Source organism: Hyphococcus formosus, assembly GCF_046736345.1.
Taxonomy (GTDB): Bacteria; Pseudomonadota; Alphaproteobacteria; order Caulobacterales; family Parvularculaceae; genus Hyphococcus; species Hyphococcus formosus.
In genome coordinates, this window is sequence record NZ_CP157210.1 from 480,359 (window position 1) to 499,048 (window position 18,690).

Consider the following 18,690-nt stretch of genomic DNA (forward strand, 5'->3'; position numbering starts at 1 on the left):
AAATTATCGCGCCTCATACGCAACTTACATGGCGGGTAAGGTGGCGTCCATCCGGGTAATTCAAATGGCCCAAAGATAGAGTTTATAATCTCAATAAATTGTGCCGTAACTGACAATTCGTCGAAGCTTAATTTGGTGACAATCATTGTTACCCGCCTTTCGCGGGCTTTACCCTGAATCACGCATCGTCCTTGGCGCAGAGTCTTGATTGTATATTAGTGGCAAAAGGGATGTCAGTTTGAATTTTACCTGAAGTTTTTGGCGACGCAGGACCAGTAAATACAAATGAGGGGCTCATCCATGGTCAGAACCAACCTAAAAAAATCCGTAGTTTCAAAACGAAAAGGGGTTTCCGTACTGATGTCATCGGTATGCGCGGTTGCCTTCGCTGGCCTCGCACACGCGCAGGATCGCGGCCCGGAAGCGCTTGAAGATGATGTCATCATTGTTCAAGGGGAGCGCGCTTTTGTTGGTACGAAATCTGAAACGCCGATTACGGAGATTCCGCAATCGATTAGTGTGATTTCCGCGGAGGAATTCCGGGATCGAGCCGCAATCGATTTTCAGGATATTTTCCGCTACAGCGCTGGTGTTGGCGCAAGTAACAGCATCGACTCGCGCGGTGATTTCGTCACCGCTCGCGGTTTTGACTCCCAGCAATATGTCGATGGCTTGAAACGCATGCCCGATTTTATCTATGGCGCGCGTCTCGAGGCCTATTCACTCCAGAGCGCAGAAGTTCTTCGTGGGCCGTCATCAGTGCTTTATGGTGCTAACGGCCCTGGCGGGGTCCTCAATGGTGTTAGCAAAAAGCCTCAATATGAATTTGGCGGCGAACTTGGCGTTGTTGCCGGGACGGATCAGCGTATTCAAGTTCAGGGAGATATAACCGGGCCGCTTGTCGGTGATTTTGCTGGCCGCCTAGTTGGGCTTTGGCGCGATGGTGAAACACAGTGGGGCACGCCCGATGATCGGAAGTTTCTCAATCCATCAGTGACATGGTCGCCAAGCGAAGACACTGAAATCACTTTTATCGCGTTATACCAAAAAGATGCGAACGGATCGCTTGGCTATCTTCCTTTATCAAAATCATTGCTTGCGCCTAATGAGGACGAGAAGGTTGATTTCAATTTTTATCAGGGAGAGCCAGGATTTAATGGAATGGATACGGAGTTCTGGTCGACTTCGCTCCTGATAAATCAACAGCTTACGGATAATCTTTCATTCAATAGCCGCACGCGTTACAGCAACATGAATACGGATTATCGGGAAATCTATAGTGATACAGCTGATGGCGGATTTGTAGCAGCTGTAAGTCTTTTTGCTGATCCCGAAGAAACGTTCTTACGCCGCGAATTTTATGTAAATCGTGAGCAGAGCGAAGTTGTAAATACAGACAATAATATTTTGTATTCGTTCAATGTCGGCGCAATCGAGAATAGCGTCCTTGTCGGTGTTGATTATACTTGGTTCGACCAAGTTAAAAATGAAGGGTTTTCCTGTAGTGGATACCCATTCCCGCCTTGTTGGGAAGGCGGAAGCCCGCCACCGATCAACATTTATGATCCAGTATATGGAGCAGACTTTACATTTGGTGCGACGAACTTTTTAGAATATGGCAGCACCCAACTTGGTGTTTACGTTCAGAATCAAATGACGATTGCTGACCGGCTACATATTCTTCTGGGTGGCCGACGAGATAAGGCGACGTCGACGCGAAATGGCGTTGAAGAACTTGATCAAACAGCGTGGACATTCCGCGGCGGATTTATCGCCGACCTTGCCTTTGGCGTGTCACCATATTTCAGTTATTCCGAATCTTTCCTCCCGGTTCCCGGCGGAGACTTCTTCGGCAATCCCTTTGTGCCACGGACTGCGCGTCAATACGAGGCTGGCATAAAATGGCAGCCCGTAAATGGTGCGCTCATCACAGCGTCATTGTTTGACATCGAAGAGTCGAACTATATTTCAGCGGATCCGACCAATATTCAAAATTTCGTGCAAGGCGGATCGGTAGGGTCGAAAGGTTTTGAGCTTGAGGCGTCATTACGCATGCCGGGCGCTTTTGATCTGTTGGCGGCTTATAGCTACACTGATGCCGAAGTTTTGGCATCAAGTCAGTATCTAACCGCCGGTGATCGGCTTGTCGGTGTTCCGCAGGATTTAGCTTCCGCCTGGCTTTCCAAGGATATTGATCTCAACGGTTCGTGGGAACTGCGCGCGGGAGCTGGCGTTCGCTATATTGGTGACGTGATTGATACGACGCAGTCATTGCTTACTCCATCTGCGACGCTCGTGGATGCGCTGGTCTCGTTCAGCTATGATGATTGGGTAGTTTCCGTAAACGCGAGCAATCTATTCAACAAAAAGTATTTCGCACTATGCGAGCTTGCTTCGCCCCCTGACGGTTACTGCATTGCTGCAAAAGACCGAACGGTTATGGGGTCGATCACGCGCAAATTTTAAAAGTCCCTCTCTGGGGACGGAGGCGTGTGTATATTTTGCGTCTCCGCCTTGGCGGGCAAAAAGGAATAATAATGTCTGTGTCTTTTAATAAAACATCTTCGATATCACGCGTGAGCGCGATAATGATCGCTATATTTGCCAGCGCGTGCTCAAACGGCAGCGAGACAGCTGGTGACGCCGAAATAATATTCAAAAACGCAAAAGTATATACGGTTGAAGAAAGCCAGCCTTGGGCGGATGCTGTCGCGATCGCTGACGGAAAAATTATCGCCGTCGGCGATATGGCTGCGGTTGAAAAAACACTGAATGACGAAACGCAGATCGTAGACCTGCAAGGGCGGCTTTTAATGCCGGCATTTGGCGATTCACATGTGCATCCGGTTTTTGGCGGAATCGCCTTTTCACGTTGTTCTTTGCATAAAGGCGAAAGTATTGAGGACTACCAGGAGATTATTACTGGCTGCGTTGCGGATAGTCCGGGAGATGAAACGGTTTATGGTGTTGGTTGGGAAGATTCGCTGTTTCCACCTAATGGCGTTCCGAACAAAGAGATTCTCGACCAGATTTCAACAGATCGTGTACTGATATTTGAATCTGCGGGTGGGCACACTTATTGGGTTAATTCTAAAGCGCTTGAGGTTGCGGGTATCGATAAGGATACACCGGACCCTGAAAACGGCATCATAGACCGCGATCAAGAAACTGGAGAGCCAGTAGGCGGGTTGCAAGAATCGGCAATGAAATTAGTCGGGCATATGGTGCCCGAACCAAGTGACAAAGAGATGCAAGATTCCATTCTCTATGTTGCGAATATGTTCAATAGTTTGGGTATTACCTCATGGCATGATGCCGGTATAGACCTCGATGTCGATGGAAACAGTAAGACGCTTTCAGCCTATAAAGAGGTTATAGATCGCGGCGATTTAACTGCTCATGTGTCCCTCGCCTTTAAGTGGGATAATGCGCAAGAGTTGGAACAAATTCCCGTAATCCTTGAGGCCGTCGCCGGCGCGAAATCGTGGGGGCTTCAGGCAGATAGTGTTAAATTTTATTTGGATGGTGTTATACCCCAGCGTACCGCAGCAATGATCGAACCGTATGAGGGCGCAGGTGATATCCGCGGAGAGGTTCAGATTGAACCAGAGGTCCTTTCCAAAGCTGTGGCAAACTTGCAGGAAAGCGGAATTCAGTCGCATGTGCACGCGATTGGTGATCGCGGCGTTCGGGTCGCGCTCGATGCGTTTGACTATGCGAAATCAGAAACTGGTGCGATAGATCGTCCACTGATTTCCCATTTAAATGTTATCGATCCGGCGGATCAGGAGCGGTTTGGACCAATCGGAGCGATTGCCGTTTTCCAACCAACATGGGCGAGTAATTATCCATACATGGATCTGACGAAACAGGCTATCGGGCCAATCCGATCAGAATATATCTATCCGTCAAAAGGCGTCCTAAATTATGGCGGAATGATTGCGTTCGGTGGAGACTGGCCGGTGGCAACAGCAGATCCATTACTGGGATTAGAGGTTGCGGTCACGCGCACGAATTTCGATGATCCAGACTCCGGCCCGCTTTTGGCTGAACAGGCTATTACATTGGAGCAGGCGATCGAAGCGCACACCCTGAATGTGGCCTATGCGAACAATCTTGATAAAATTACTGGATCTATAGCGCCAGGAAAAAGCGCAGATCTGATTGTCCTAGATTCGGATATTTTTGAGATGCCAGCCGCCGATATTTCCGAGGCGAATGTCATTCTGACGCTATTTAAAGGACGTCCGGTTCACGGAAAAATCGAACAGTTTAATGAATCCGAATAAGGTTTAGGGCCATTGCATTGCCGCGCGGAGCGTTTTCGTTACTGCGCGGCTCGGGACCGTAATATGGGTTTCTCCGTCAAGAATTTCGTATTCGCTACGCAATCCGTAGGCGGATAAGGTTTCGAGCCGTTTTCCAAGAGCAATGCTATCTGAAACAGTGACCGGTGTTTCTTCCAGTTCGCCCGTATATATGAAAACGCGACTGGCGGCGCCGAGCAGACGGTTTTTCTTTATACGCTCCGCATAGGCGCGCTCTTCCGCCAATATAAATTGGTCGTCCCACCAAATAGTCGGACTGGCTGCGATAATGGAATGGAAAGCGCCCGGATTAGAATACAAGACATGAAGGGCGAAAAGCCCGCCAAGCGAATGACCGAATAAAGATTGCCGATCTTCATTTACGGGATATCGGTTGGCAATTTCGGGCCGAACTTGTTCGAGTAAAAATTTCAAAAAGTCGTCACGGCCACCAGAAGCATAATCCTTGTAAAGAGCCTTTAGCTCAGGGTTTTTGATGGATGGTGTGAAGTCGTCCATCCGGCGTCCGTCATAAAGTTCGTTATTGGGGTAGCCAATCGCGACGACGATCATTTTGTCTAGGCCGCTATTATACACACTTTGTATCCGACGCGCTTCCGCAAAGCCGGCGAACATCGCATTCCCATCAAGGACATATAAAACCGGATATCCACCATCTGGCGCGTCGCCCTCTGGACGAGAGACATATAAACGGTACTTATCGCCATGAGCCGTTTCCATATCCCACACTTCAGTTTCGGGCATGACATATGCGTTCGTGGTCGTAGCAGATGTTTCGGAATTACGCATTTCTGCAAAGGCTAATGCGGGGAGGAGGCAGGCCGCTGTGGCGGCTATGCTGACGCCAAGAAATAGTCGTTTGGTTACAGACAACATAATTTTACCTTTCCCTTTATTCTTATATCTATCAGCTGGTTTGTTCTTCCTGATTAGACAATCTGGGTGATCTCGTGTGTTTAGGCATCATCCGTAAGAGTACGAGATATAGAGTTGCGGCGAGGATGGCTGCATCCAGTGCCGGTACGGTCGTTAAGGTCATGCCGGCCGCTGTCGCTGGCATAGTTACGGCCAAAGACCCCAGCCAAACGGCAATCGCCAGCCACCGGAATGAAGGCGGCGTGCCCGCTTCCATTATTTTTCGGCGTGAGGGCGTAAATCCGTCAATGACGTAAATTGCGGCTATGGGCGGTATAATCAGGCCGAGTGTTACCAGGAAGGGAATAAAGGATTCGATGATGCCCATTAGAGCAAAGCTACAGCCAATAGCGCCGCCGGTAATCGTGAAGACTGAGCCGCGAATTTTCGGAAAGGTGGCAGACATTGAAAGACTGGCGGAGTAGAGGTTGAGCGCATTAATCGTCCAAACGGAAAGCAGCAACATTGCCAATGCTGGCGCGCCGAAACCAAGCCCCGCAACCAATTTCATGATGTCAGTTTCGCCACTAGCCAGAGCGATTAGTGCGGAAACGACCATTAATAACGGCGCAGCAACCGGGAAGGAGAGGGCCATACCTATAATCGCGCCACGCTGTGTGCGTATGAAGCGCGATAAATCGGGCATCGCCGCAACGGTTAGCATATTGCCGCCAATCAACGACGAGAGAGCAATGCCGAAGCTCATTGAAACAGGTGGCGTTTCAGATGGTGCAAGGTTTACGGGGTTAGTATTCAATAATTTAAAGCAAACAGTTAGCAAAATAACGCCAACCAATGGGACCGCGACCATAGCCAACCGGTCGAGCGTGCGAAAACCGTAAATTGTTGAAAAAGTAATCAGAATACTGCCGATAATCACAAATATGCCGAAGTCGCCCGGGATGCCATAACCTTCGTTTGCGGCAGCTACCATGGCATTGCCGAAAAAGGATACATTCACCCCAAACCAGCAATAGTGAATGATTGCGATAACAATATTGACGAGCGCGGCACCTTTTATCCCAAACGAATGCTGCACCAACAAATAGGTTGTTAGTCGAGTACGTACACTAATCAGCGCTGTTAGAATTGCACCGCCACACAACGCTAGCCCTGCCAGAATGGAGACAAGAATTGCTTGATGAAACCCAAGTGCCAATCCAATTTGTGCGCCGTTTAAAAAGCCTGGCAGGGAGAAGGTGAAGCTCATGATAATAAGAGCGACCCGCCATCCCGGTACAGTCATATTTTCCGGCAGCGCGGTACTGGCATAGGCGTCATTCGACGGGCGTTCGCTCATGAAGTGTCCTTAGGGTTCAGTTGTTCGATCGGTTCGAACGCTGTCTCAAGTCCGAAGGCATTCGGTCCGACGAATGTAAGGGCTTTTTCTTCGCGCAACATGGCTGGTGCAGCGGCTCCAACAACTTTGACACGCTGCCCATATTTCAACTTCTCGGTTGTGATTGTATCAGCCGTTTCGCGGTCCATAACTGTGATTAAGTCAGGGGTTACCGCACAAATTTCGCCGTTACGTTTAGCGATAAGGTTCTCATTCTGGAAATCGATTTCCATTTGGTCGTTTGCCCCAAACCCATCAATAACGACCTTGCCAACCGAAAAACCTCCCCGAGTTTCCCGTTGTAGATCCGTGATCTTTCCATCGAACAACGTAATGGCGTAAGGGTAAAGTCCTGTTTGTCGTAACGCCTCATTTAATGCTGCAAAGGGGTCGGCACCGCGCTCATGTGCTTCGCGAATTGCAGCACCAGTCGCAAGGGCGGCGCTAACGCTGCCAGGGATGGCGTTTGCTTTTGCTTCCGCTCCAGTCAACGGGTATTCAACCATGTGAGCAATCCCACCCAGTGCAACCGAAAGATTTCGTGCCGCGCGCTCATGTGTGAGGTTATTGTCTGTCTCCAGAACGGCGAGAGACCCGCAAGCAGCCGTAATAACCGACGGGCAAGCCGACAAATTCCGAATATTGAATATTGTCATTTGAGATTCCGGAAAAGCGCGTCCCATTCCGTCGCAGTCGACGATGGGGACACCTAGTTCCGCTGCTGCGATTAGGGGCGCAAGTCCATTGCCGCCACCAATCTCAATCGGCAGGACCGCATCTATTTTCTGCCCGACTATTTTTTCCAGGCGTTTCAGGCCGGATACGGTTTCTTTTCCATTCGGAAGCTTTTCGACAGATACCGTTGGGGCACCGATCCATCCACATGGCGCGACGAGCGCTCCGTCGGGCAATTCATCCAACGATATAAGCTCAAAACTACCAACCCGTTCGATGGCGGCCTCTGCGAGAAGAAGGCTATAATAGGGGTCGCCGCCGCCGCCGGACCCAAGAAAGGCGGCACCACGGGCGAGATCAGCAAGCATGGATCGCTCAATGCGCATGGCTAGCCTTTCGGAATGAGTGATCTGATATATCGGCAGTCGCATTTAAATCAGCGAGATCGCCTACTGCTTTCATTCTCACTTGCGCAGCACGTCCCGGAAGATAGCTAAGCGCGACTTCGTCAATTTCTACGATTTCAATTGTGTCGCGCATGGCACCGGCAGCAACGACGCGCGATGAGACAGCCTTGCGCAATCCGGCAAGCGCTGTGTCGCGAGGAACTTTGTCATAATCAATAATTTTGTCGATTTGAGCACCAACTTGAGCGATCGCCGCGCCAACGGCATTGGCGACTGAAGCGTGCTCGGGCCGTACGACCTTTGACGCACCTTTGATCGTATCGCTTATAAAGAAGTGACCGCCGCCGACTGCAATGATCGAGGTGTCACCGGAAGATGTTTTCATTCGGTCGACACCATCTTCCAACATCGACTGGATGCATTGCCAGATCGTATCTTTTACATTGGCGCTCAATTTTGGGGCGTTGGTCGGATCACCAAAACTCACTTTTCCAGCCATTACGGCAATATCGCTTGCGGTTAGGGCCTTCCCGCCAAACAAATAACTTTCTTTTGTGATTTGGTAGCCGACAGAATCCGGTCCAATCTGAAAATCCTCGGAAGAAATCTCTTCGGCTAAATATTTGTCTGGATTGAGATGAATTCTCGTGCCGCCACCAAGCCCAATTGCCAATATGTCCGGCATTCTAAAGTTAGTACGTATGCCACTTATATCGTCTGCGATGGAAGACTCGCGCGGCATGCCGTTTGACAACACACCAATATCGCATGTGGTGCCGCCCACATCCATAACGATGCCGTCACGAATACCAGTCAAAAAAGCAGCGCCGCGCATACTATTCGTTGGCCCCGACCCGATGGTCATGACGGGATAGCGGACGGCTTGCATGGATGAAATTAGCGTTCCATCATTTTGCGATATGAATAGGGGGGCACTTAGTCCAAGCTGGTTAAGGGCATGCTTGAAAGATGCGATAACATGCTGAGCCAATGTCGCGAGCGCAGCATTCAGGATGACACCGTTTTCACGTTCAACGATGCCGAGGCGACCAATTTCATGAGAAAGACTAATAGAAGCGTCTGGATGCTCTTCGCGCAGTATTTTGGCGGCGTGCAATTCCATCGCCGGATTCATCGGCGCGAATGCGCAACTAATCGCGAAACTTTTTATGCCTAACGCTTTGCAATGACGCGAGACATCCCGCAACTTGTTTTCATCAAAAGAAGAAATCTCGCGGCCATCGAATTCATACCCACCGGGTAAAAGAAAATAGTTCTGACCGATCTGGCGCGTTAATTTCTCTGGCCAAGCCATCATTGGCGGCAGTGCGTCACCAGAAGGGCTGGCAAGGCGAATAACGGCGACTTTATCCAGACGAGCGGATTCGACCAAGGCGTTTGTAAAATGCGTCGTGCCAATCATTACCGCACGGATGGCATTGGGCGAAACATTCGCGCTCTCCAATACCGCATGAATGGCATCGATTATGCCTGCGCTGATATTCTTTGTTGTTGGCTGTTTTACGGAGGCAAGAACATGCGAACCATCAATTAAAACAGCGTCGGTATTTGTTCCCCCGACGTCAATACCAATGCGCACGCTCAAAGCCCCTTGTTTTATTTATGGTCTATTTAAGTCGTAGAGACAGGCCGAAACCCGTGCAATGTGGGAAACGGGTGCTGTGCGGTGCGAATGGGTAAACCTATTGGGCAAGCGGGTAATCAACGCTGTGCGGGGGGCTATATCCGGTTGCCAGAGCTGTCATAAATCCGTAACCTAATTTTTTAGGGGAGTTATGTAACGGTAACAGTGAGGGCACGCTGCGCATGCAGGACGTAATTGCCGCCAAGTTTGATCCGCCAATATGGATCGGAGGCCAAATACAACGTGCGCACTTACTCTCGGTTCTTGATCGTGTTTTCGCGCATCGTTTAACCTTGATTCATGCACCGGCAGGCTACGGCAAGACGAGCCTGTTAGCGCAATGGCGCGAGCGCCTTGATGATAATTCAATGCGCATTGCATGGTTAACGCTGGAGCGAGATGACCGCGATCTAAAGCGCTTCGTCAAATGTCTATCGGTCGCAATTAGAGAGGCCGAAACTCAAAAAAAACGTAAGCCGATATCAGGTGACCTGCCGCCACGGGCAGCGCTTTCCGCTATCATCAATGAATTAGGCGCAAATGATCAGCCATTTCTATTAATTTTGGATGATCTTCATCATGCGGAGAGTCCGCAAGTTTGTGAATTTTTGAATTCGCTGATCAGATTGGCACCGCCAAATTGTCACTTCGTTTTTGCGTCACGTGATAATCCCAGTCTCGGGCAATCAGTCCTTGCGGCTGAGGAACAACTTCTCGAGATTACGGCGCGGGAATTGAAATTTTCTGAGCAGGAAGCGGAGACCCTTCTGACAAGTATGGACGAACCGCTTGAAAAGGCTGGCATTGAGAAAATTCTTGCTCGAACTGAAGGGTGGCCTATTGCTGTTCAATTGGCCTCACTTTCCTTAAAGCGTGGTGGCGATCAGAAAACTGTCATCGAACAATATAGCGGTTCCAGCGCCGATTTAGCGCGTTATTTATCTGATCAGGTTTTAATGGGCCTGCCGGAAGAAACGCGGGATATTGTCATAAGAACGTCTCTGCTCGATCGGCTGGATGGTGATCTCGTAAACCTGCTATGTGACCGGGAGGATGGTTGGTTAGTTCTCGAAGGGCTAGAGCAACAGGGAGTGTTTTTAAGCCCGATGTCGGCGAACCGGCGCGACTATCGATACCATCAGCTTTTTGCAGAGTATTTGCGTGATCGGTTGGAAAGATCGGATCCTGCAAAGTTTCGAAGCTTGCAACAAAGTTTAGCGCGGTGGTTTGCTGAAAAGGGGATGACCACAGAAGCAATCAACCACGCTATTTTTACGGATAATAACGAGTTTCTTGGCGATATTCTCATTGATGCTGGTGGCTGGCGATTGATTCCGCAGGGATTACAAAGTGTCGTTGAGCGGGGCCTTTCGAAGCTGACGCCGGCCTATATTCGTTCGCGACCGCCTCTGATGCTCGCACATGTCTATCTTCTCATTAAAATTGGTGAGCTAGGTGCCGCGCGTGCTCAATTTGATCGCCTTGAAGAAGAAGGGGACTACTCTGCAGATTTACGCACCGATATTCGTGTCGTTGGTGATACCTTAGCGGATTACGAGAATCGACCGATCAGTCTTGATGATTTGCTGGCACGCGAAGCGCTATTACGAAAATTACCAGCCGATGACCATTTGGTGCTCGCCCATATTACGGAAACACTCGGAGCAAAATACTTCGAGGGCGGATGGCTTGAGCGCGCATTACAGCCAACACTCGCAGCGCGTGAGCATTATCAGGCCTTTGGCTCTGTTTATAGTGACGTGTTCACGCGGTTTTTAGAAGCGCGAATAAAACGTAGCCAGGGGAAGGCAAAAGAAGCTGGCGCGATACTGGATGAGACACGAAAAACAATTGATGAAAATTTTGGTGACCGCTCTGATTTAGCGGCAAATTGCGCGGCTTTTCAGGCGGAATTGTTATATGAGGAAGACCGCGTGAGCGATGCGCGTGCGCTCCTCAATTGGGCATTGCCCCATATGGAGCAATCTGACGGGTGGGTCGATGTTTATTCGGTGGCCTATCTCACTGAAGCGCGCGCACTGATTGGTGAGGGCTCAGTAGACGAAGCCAGCGATATTATAAGTCGAGCACATCGTGTTGCTTCGCGTCGTCGATTGAACCAGCTAAATTTATTGGCGACGATATTCGAAATCGATCTGCAGATATTGTGTGGCGATGGCCCTGATGCGGCTCGCGAAGCTGCGAAAAGGCTGAACCTAGATCAGTATGCGGATATGATGTCCGAAGAATCACCGCTTTATCGTCCTGTTGCTGTATCCGCATCTCTGTGCCGCGCCAGATTATCTCTCCTTGAAGGAGATTGTGAGCCGGCAATGTCAGATTTGAAGCGTTTGCAGTCTTGGGCCAATCAACGTGGTGCCGGTCGATTGTTAATCGACGTAAATATACTAGCCGCTTATGGTCACCGTTTATTGGGGGCTGCTGCGGAGGCGAGAAGTTGTTTCGATGATGCAGTCGGGATCGCTATGTTTCAGGATATTATTCGTCCGTTTATCGATGCCCGGCATTTCGTGCGACCTTGCCTTGAGGATGCGATGAGCACCGACGCGCCGGTTGATCGGTTCCGGGAGCAATTTTTGAAATCAATGGAGAAGTCGATCAATGCGTGTCGCAATAATGTAACTGTGCTCGGTGTATTCAGCGAAGCCGAGGCGGAAGTTCTCTATTATCTGGAACAAGGTTATTCCAATAAAGAGATTGCGCGATTGATCGGGATGTCGCCAGATACGGTCAAATATCGATTGAAATCTGTTTTCAAAAAGATGGGCGTCAGCAAACGAAAAGACGCTGTCCGAATTTCGACGGAGCGGTGGAATTTACCAAAGCCTTCGTCGAGCGCGGTATTGCAGAATGGCGCTCAAGCAGAACGCCATTCAAATGATGCAGTGTAGCGATTTAGCGACGTGCCGCTTAGGTAACCGTTGCTACCGGCGTCATTGTCTTTTTCGTCGGTAGAAGAAAGAGCATCGTTGCTGCGACAAGTCCGCCTAACCCCATAGTAAGGGCGACAGTCAACAAGCTTGCACCGTTAGCGAATAGGCTGCCAGCGATAATTGGACCGACGGCTGATCCGCCGCGCCCTACGCCAATTACGAAACCGATTCCGCTTGCCCTTAATTGCGTAGGGAAGGTGACCGCAAAAATCGGATACATACCAACGGCCCCTGCATTGATAAAGAATGCGGCAATCGCAATCGCTATAGATAAGGCACCGAGGCTGCTTAATCCCGATCCGAAAACGCCGATCGCGATAAAGCCGAGAACCATAGAGCCTATCACCATAGGGCGTACACTGAAACGCTGGGCAGCAATGCCGATCAACACGGCGCTGAGGAGATTACCGACATTCGCAGCGACGAGAACCCTTCCGGCCTCTGCGGCGCTGTAACCCATATCCACGACAATTTTAGGGGACCATTTCACGACGAAGTAGAACAGCATGATCTGTGCGAAATAGGCGATGGTCAGCAGAATGGTGACTCTTGCAAATTGTCCGGAAAACAATTCGCGTATGGAGCTTTTTGGTTCATCGGACCGCACAGCCGGCAAGGCGGATAACATTGCATGGCCAAGCTGGGCGAGTGTTTTGTTGATCTGTTCGAGCGCTTGTTGTGGTCGCCTCGCCATTAAGGAGTCGATCGATTCCGGCAAGAAGAACCAGGCAAGCGGAAAGCCGATCACGGTCATGATACCGCCAAAGAGAAACACGCTGCGCCAATCGCCGGTAACCTCAAGTAGTTGCGAGGCAACCAGCCCGCCCAATATCGCACCGGTAGAATAGCCCGCAATATTGAGCGCCATATTCAGGCTGCGCCTACGCGCATTAGAATATTCTGCGACCATCGCGCTCGTCGAAGATAGCATTCCGCCAATGCCCAGACCGGTCAGAAGTCTTGTGAGCGAAAGGAATACAATATTGCTTGCAAACGCGGCGGTGAACATCCCCGCAGCCATTACGGTGATACAGGCAAGGATTGTGGGGCGACGTCCGATCCGGTCAGCGATATTGCCCATAACAACCGAACCGACAGCCATGCCGATCAATTCCATGGAAAGGACAATTCCTAAAACGGCCGGATCAATGCCCCACTCTGCCGCAATGCCGGGAGCGGCAAAACTGATCGACAATACGTCGAACCCGTCAAGGGCGTTCAATCCGATGCAGATAGCGACGACAAGAATCTGCCGCCAATGCATTGGTGCGGCGTCGAGTGTTTCTCTTGGGTTATCGCTCATGGATCAACGCGCCGTAAAGCCGCCATCGACGGGGAGGGCCACGCCGGTGACAAAGGTGGCTTCATCGGAAACCAACCACAAAACTGCATCAGCAACTTCACCAGCTTTGACCAACCGGCCCATGGGAACTGCTGAGACTACCTTTGCTTCATTCGCAGCGGCTTCGGCGGGGTCGCCGGATCGCCCTGTAAAGCCAGCTTTCATCGGCGTATCTGCCAGCCCAGGGCACACAACATTGACGCGGATATTATCGCCAGCAAGCGCAAGAGCGAGAGATTTCGTGAGACCGACGACGGCCCATTTGGCGGCTGAATAAATCGGGCTCATCATTGATCCAACGAGACCGGAAATAGATGCCGTAAACACGATAGAGCCGCCGCCCCGTTCGCGCATATGTTTGGCCACTTGTCCCGCACCCACAGTTGCGGACATGACATTCAGGTCCATAGCTTTTTGATATTCACCAAGGTCAAGATCTTCGACAGAGGCTGGACCCGGCATGCCAGCATGAGCCCAAAGAATGTCGGCACCGCCAAGTGCGGATACGGCTTCGTCGATACTGCCGCGGGCACCATCGGCTGTCGATAAATCAGCGACAATCGGAACGACTTTATCGGACCCGAATTCGGTCACAAGTTTTTCGAGCGCAGGGGCGCTGATGTCGATAGCGGCGACACGTGCTCCTTCGCGAACAAAGCGTTCAACGCCCGCTCGCCCCATTCCAGACGCTGCGGCAGTGACAATAGCAAGTTTGTTTTCTAGGCGCATGTATTACACTCCTCAGCCTACGAATGGATCGGGGAATTGTCCCGTTGTCGAAACAATTGTGGTTCGTGTTTCCAGATAGGAGTCGAGCGCTTCGAGGCCATTTTCGCGGCCCCATCCGCTCGTTTTGAAACCACCATAAGGCGTTGACCAGCGGATATATCGGTAGGTATTGACCCATACGATGCCAGCTTCGATCTGAGCGGCAACGCGATGAGCGCGCCCGACATCATTTGTCCATAACCCTGCCGCCAGTCCGTATGGCGTGCCGTTTGCAATCGCAACGGCCTCTTCTTCGCCTTCAAAAGGAATGATCGAAGCAACCGGTCCAAATATTTCTTCTTGGGCGATACGCATATTTGGCGCGACATTGGCAAAAACGGTCGGTTCGACAAAATACCCGCCTTGCAAGTCGGCATTATCAATCCTCGAACCGCCAGCGACCAGATCAGCACCTTCATCACGGCCAATCCCAATATAGGAGAGGGTTTTATCAAGCTGGTCCTGGTGGGCTTGTGGTCCCATATGGATTGCAGGATCAAGCGGCATGCCAACCTTGACCCGGGATGCCCGTTCTCGAAATTCTTTAACTACGCGATCATATATTGACCGCTCGACAAGAATTCTTGATCCCAGTGCACAACTTTGTCCGCACAGAGCCCAAGCTGAACCCGTCGCTGCGTTCAATGCTTGCTCAATGTTTGCATCATCGAAAATTATATGGGGTGCTTTGCCGCCAAGTTCGAAGCTAAACCGCTTTAGCGTATCGGCTCCGGTTTTGAGTATCGTTTTAGCGGTCGCTCCTTCGCCGGTGAAAGCAATCTTATCGACGCCGGGGTGTGCAACAAGGTGCGCGCCTGCGACCGGACCATCGCCTGGAACAATATTCACAACACCCGGCGGGAAACCTGCCTCTTCAAATATACGTCCGAGGGCAAGCGAAGATGCCGGTGTATGTTCAGCTGGTTTTAAGACAACCGTGCAACCAGCCGCGAGAGCGGGGCCTAGTTTCCATGCGGCCGCCATTAGCGGAACGTTCCACGGGGTAATCGTCCCGATCACGCCAGCAGGCAATCGGGAGGTGAAAGCATGAACGCTATCGTCCATGGGAATCGTGCGCCCCGATAGCTTGTCGGATAGTGAGGCAAACCAGTGATAATATTGCGCATGCAGACCTATATCTCCGCGCGACTCCCGTATGGCGCGGCCATTGTCACGCGATTCAATTTGCGCAAGCGCTTCGACCTTGGCTGCATAAAGGTCAGCAAATTTTCGTAATAATGCGGCGCGTTCCCATCCGGGCATTTTGCGCCACGGTCCTTCAAACGCTTCTCGCGCCGCAGAAACTGCGCGGTCGATATCCGCCTTGCCGCCAAATGCGACATCGCCCCAAGGTTCTCCGGTTGCGGGATCGATACTGCCGCGCAGCCCACCGTCTATCGGTTCTACCCATTCTCCCCCAACGAATAACCGATCAAATCGCGACTCGCCCAACGTCATCTCCCTTGTTTATAGATTTGTTTAGTAGAATTGCTGGATGCAGGAACGGATTCGGTCAACGGCCAGCGGCTTGGAAATAAGGAAATTACCCGAATTCGATTGCTTTACCCGTTCCGTAACGTCTATTCCGGATTCCGTGGTGTTGCCTTGCACCAGCGATTTGTATTGCGGTGCGTCGGTCGGGATAATCGGGTTTGATTTGGCCGTTTAAGCCTAACGTATACGGAGTAGTCTGGGCGTTAGACTTTTCTGCGACGTAGCCAAAGAACGATGCCCAGTATCGTCATCGCCGCGAGCCAAATGCCAACCATCATTGCGAAAATACGTCCGGGTAAGCCGGCGAATTCTCCGGTGTGAATTGGATAAAAGGATTTCACAAAGGCCGAACCAGCATCGAGATCAGTTGCCGGATAGGCACCGCGGATGGTTGCATCATTGGCATCAACAATAACTAAGCTGGCCCCGTAACCGCCTCGATAAAGTTCACCCGGCGCGCGTACCCACGCATAATAACTAGCATCTTCCGGTGATGGTAATGTTGTACCGACAAAACGACTACCGGGTATCGCATCGACAGCGGCCTGAGCGGCGGCGGCAAAGCCGACCCCGGTGCCCGTCGGTGGATTTGCTGGCAACGAAATGTCTTCCGCATCCAAAACATGTGCGATTTCATGTTCGAATAAAATTAATGTTCCAGCACCGACGACAAAAAATGCCGGAATAAATATCCATAATCCAAGCGCGCGGTGCCATGAATAAATCTGTGCCGTGGCGGTACCCGATCCATGTGGTTTCAGCGCATGTCGCCACGTGCCTCGGCGGGGCCAAGCGGTGATAAGCCCTAGGATCAAATTCGAAATAAGGAGAACACCAGAGAACGCTAAAATCCAGTGGCCTATACTACCAGACAGGAGTGTCAGGTGAATTTCACGGATAAACCCTAAAAATGTCAGGTCCGAAGCAGGGCGGTCACGCATGATGTTCGCATTACCATCAATGCGCATATTGCGGTTTTCACCATCGGCACCCGCAAATGATATGACATAGCGATCGGGCAGTCCGGCGGAGGTCCAAATCCAATGGACTGTGGCTTCAGGCCCCGATGACGCCAGAGATTCCATACGGTTTTCTATTGCTTGGAGATCGGTTGGGTAGTGTTTCGGAGCGTGGACTGCATCTTCGATTTCAAAGTGAAACGTCAGGATTATTCCTGTTAATGCCTGTATCAACCAGAATGCAGCAGCACCAATACTAAGCCAGCGGTGTATTTTAACCGCTGTGGGTTTAAACCCAGATCGGGCTGGTGGTTGGTTTGCCGGCATGGAGGCTCCTATCCTGAAGTCACATTTGCGTTAGCGGTTGATACGTATTTTTGACACGAAGGTGAATGTCCGCCAGTAGGGAAATTGCGTCTAAGCGAGGAATTACCCGAATTTGCCGGGTGTAACCCATGTCATGCCTGTATGCGCTGCTTGCTCTTATTCAGGTGAGGATCGATCAAAGCTGAAAAGAATGCGTTGGAAGGAGCAATCTCAATTGCTTGTCGATTAAGGCTAGCGATTTAACGCCGATGTATATCTTCGAAAGTGTTTGCTCGGCGAGTTGGATGACATTAGATGTCAACTTTGGGGCTTGTGTTCGGCGATCAAAGTCTAAACTCGCAATTATAACTATAGGCAGTTTTATGTACGATCTACTGAAGGGAATACGCGTAATTGATCTGAGTACGGTTGTACTAGGTCCGTATGCGACGCAGCTTGTTGCCGACATGGGCGCCGAAGTCATCAAAGTTGAGCCGAAGGGTGGTGATGTGTTTCGTGCAGCGCGCCCAGGCCGCGATGGTGGGGATGGGGCTGGTTTTTTAAATCTGAACCGCAATAAAAAGTCTATTGCGCTTGATCTTACAAATGACGAGGACCGGAAGATCCTGAAGGATCTCGTGGCGACAGCCGATGTTTTTGTGCATAATTTGCGTGATAATGGGGCACGCAAGCTCGGGGTCGATTATGCTGCTATCTGCGCAGAGAAATCGGATATTGTATATTGCTCAGCCCGTGGTTTCGGGCGCGGAAAATATGGTGATGAGCCGGCCTATGATGATTGCATTCAAGCGGCGTCAGGTCTTGCCTGGCTGAATGCTGATGCCAGCGGAACGCCGCGGTTCGTACGAACGGTATTATGCGATAAGGTCGCGGGATTGCATCTGGCATTTGCGATCGCCACAGGTCTAGCTTCTCGTGCGCGCACAGGTGAGGGGTGTTGTATCGAGACGCCAATGTATGAAGCGATGGCATCGTTTCTTTCTATTGAACAGCTCAGTGGGCAGACATTTATTCCGCCGATGCCAGATCGCGGATATGCGCGGTTAAACGCAGCCGGTAGGCGTCCATACCCAACAAAAGACGGCTACGTTGCGATAATGCCTTATACCGCGGCTCAATGGCGGCGGTTTTTAATGCTCATTGACATGGAAGAGCTCGCAGATTCGCCGCAGATCATTGATAGCGAATTACGATCAAGAAATATCGAAACGCTTTACGAAATTATCGAGAATGCCGCGCCAATGCGAACAACCGAAGATTGGCTATCGGTTTTACGGGAGGCCGATGTTCCGTGCGCGCCCGTCAATCGTGTGGAGGATTTGCCAGCGGAGCCTCACCTTGCCGAGAATGGATATTTCAAAACAATGACCCACCCACATGAGGGTGAACTGCTATATGCGCAATCTCCATTTGCCTTGGAAAATGCCGATCAACATCCAGACGAACCCGCGCCGGCGCTCGATGCCGATCGCGATGCGATACTATCTGAGTTAGGGCGTGACCAGTGAATGATTTGATCATCGATATGCGTTAAACT

Annotated in this window: 12 protein-coding genes; 4 read left to right on the top strand and 8 right to left on the bottom strand. The window is 50.8% G+C overall.

The genetic code is table 11. The annotated features are described in order from the left end of the window. Positions 1-300: 300 nt before the first annotated feature. Positions 301-2,466, top strand: a complete 2,166-nt coding sequence (locus tag ABFZ83_RS02245) for a TonB-dependent siderophore receptor (RefSeq protein WP_411817809.1) — start codon at positions 301-303, stop codon at positions 2,464-2,466. Between the two features lie 122 nt (positions 2,467-2,588). Continuing rightward, positions 2,589-4,289, top strand: coding sequence for an amidohydrolase (locus ABFZ83_RS02250; RefSeq protein ID WP_411817810.1), 1,701 nt, complete (start codon positions 2,589-2,591; stop codon positions 4,287-4,289). 3 nt (positions 4,290-4,292) lie between these two features. Here the strand turns inward: ABFZ83_RS02250 and ABFZ83_RS02255 are convergent, their stop codons facing one another. Genes ABFZ83_RS02255 through ABFZ83_RS02270 form a run of 4 tightly spaced genes read right to left on the bottom strand, consistent with a single transcriptional unit; the run spans position 4,293 to position 9,264 of the window. Next, on the bottom strand, positions 4,293-5,204 hold the full coding sequence (locus tag ABFZ83_RS02255; protein ID WP_411817811.1) for an alpha/beta hydrolase: 912 nt from the start codon (positions 5,202-5,204) through the stop codon (positions 4,293-4,295). Between the two features lie 31 nt (positions 5,205-5,235). Continuing rightward, on the bottom strand, positions 5,236-6,543 hold the full coding sequence (locus ABFZ83_RS02260; RefSeq protein ID WP_411817812.1) for a cytosine permease: 1,308 nt from the start codon (positions 6,541-6,543) through the stop codon (positions 5,236-5,238). Then, entirely contained in the window at positions 6,540-7,643 is a 1,104-nt protein-coding gene (locus ABFZ83_RS02265) for a DUF917 domain-containing protein (RefSeq protein ID WP_411817813.1), read from the bottom strand. Before ABFZ83_RS02265 ends, ABFZ83_RS02260 begins: the two co-directional genes overlap by 4 nt. Beyond that, entirely contained in the window at positions 7,633-9,264 is a 1,632-nt protein-coding gene (locus tag ABFZ83_RS02270; protein ID WP_411817814.1) for a hydantoinase/oxoprolinase N-terminal domain-containing protein, read from the bottom strand. The genes ABFZ83_RS02265 and ABFZ83_RS02270 overlap by 11 nt, the downstream gene beginning before the upstream one ends. A gap of 227 nt (positions 9,265-9,491) precedes the next feature. Here ABFZ83_RS02270 and ABFZ83_RS02275 point away from each other — a divergent pair, with 227 nt between their 5' ends. Next, positions 9,492-12,221 carry a LuxR C-terminal-related transcriptional regulator gene (locus ABFZ83_RS02275; protein WP_411817815.1) on the top strand — a complete coding sequence of 910 codons (2,730 nt, stop codon included), beginning with the start codon at positions 9,492-9,494 and terminating at the stop codon, positions 12,219-12,221. A gap of 19 nt (positions 12,222-12,240) precedes the next feature. Here the strand turns inward: ABFZ83_RS02275 and ABFZ83_RS02280 are convergent, their stop codons facing one another. From ABFZ83_RS02280 to ABFZ83_RS02295, 4 genes are all read right to left on the bottom strand, one after another. Continuing rightward, positions 12,241-13,566 (bottom strand): MFS transporter, encoded by a 1,326-nt coding sequence (locus ABFZ83_RS02280; protein WP_411817816.1) that lies wholly within the window; start codon positions 13,564-13,566, stop codon positions 12,241-12,243. A 3-nt stretch (positions 13,567-13,569) separates the two neighbouring features. Beyond that, entirely contained in the window at positions 13,570-14,334 is a 765-nt protein-coding gene (locus ABFZ83_RS02285; RefSeq protein ID WP_411817817.1) for an SDR family NAD(P)-dependent oxidoreductase, read from the bottom strand. 12 nt (positions 14,335-14,346) lie between these two features. Next, positions 14,347-15,831, bottom strand: a complete 1,485-nt coding sequence (locus ABFZ83_RS02290; RefSeq protein ID WP_411817818.1) for an aldehyde dehydrogenase — start codon at positions 15,829-15,831, stop codon at positions 14,347-14,349. Between the two features lie 239 nt (positions 15,832-16,070). Continuing rightward, positions 16,071-17,153 carry a PepSY-associated TM helix domain-containing protein gene (locus tag ABFZ83_RS02295; protein ID WP_411817819.1) on the bottom strand — a complete coding sequence of 361 codons (1,083 nt, stop codon included), beginning with the start codon at positions 17,151-17,153 and terminating at the stop codon, positions 16,071-16,073. A gap of 362 nt (positions 17,154-17,515) precedes the next feature. On the opposite strand from ABFZ83_RS02295, the gene ABFZ83_RS02300 reads away from it, so the two are divergent. Next, a complete protein-coding gene (locus ABFZ83_RS02300) occupies positions 17,516-18,661 on the top strand; it encodes a CaiB/BaiF CoA transferase family protein (RefSeq protein WP_411817820.1) in 1,146 nt (381 codons plus the stop codon). Positions 18,662-18,690 lie beyond the last annotated feature (29 nt).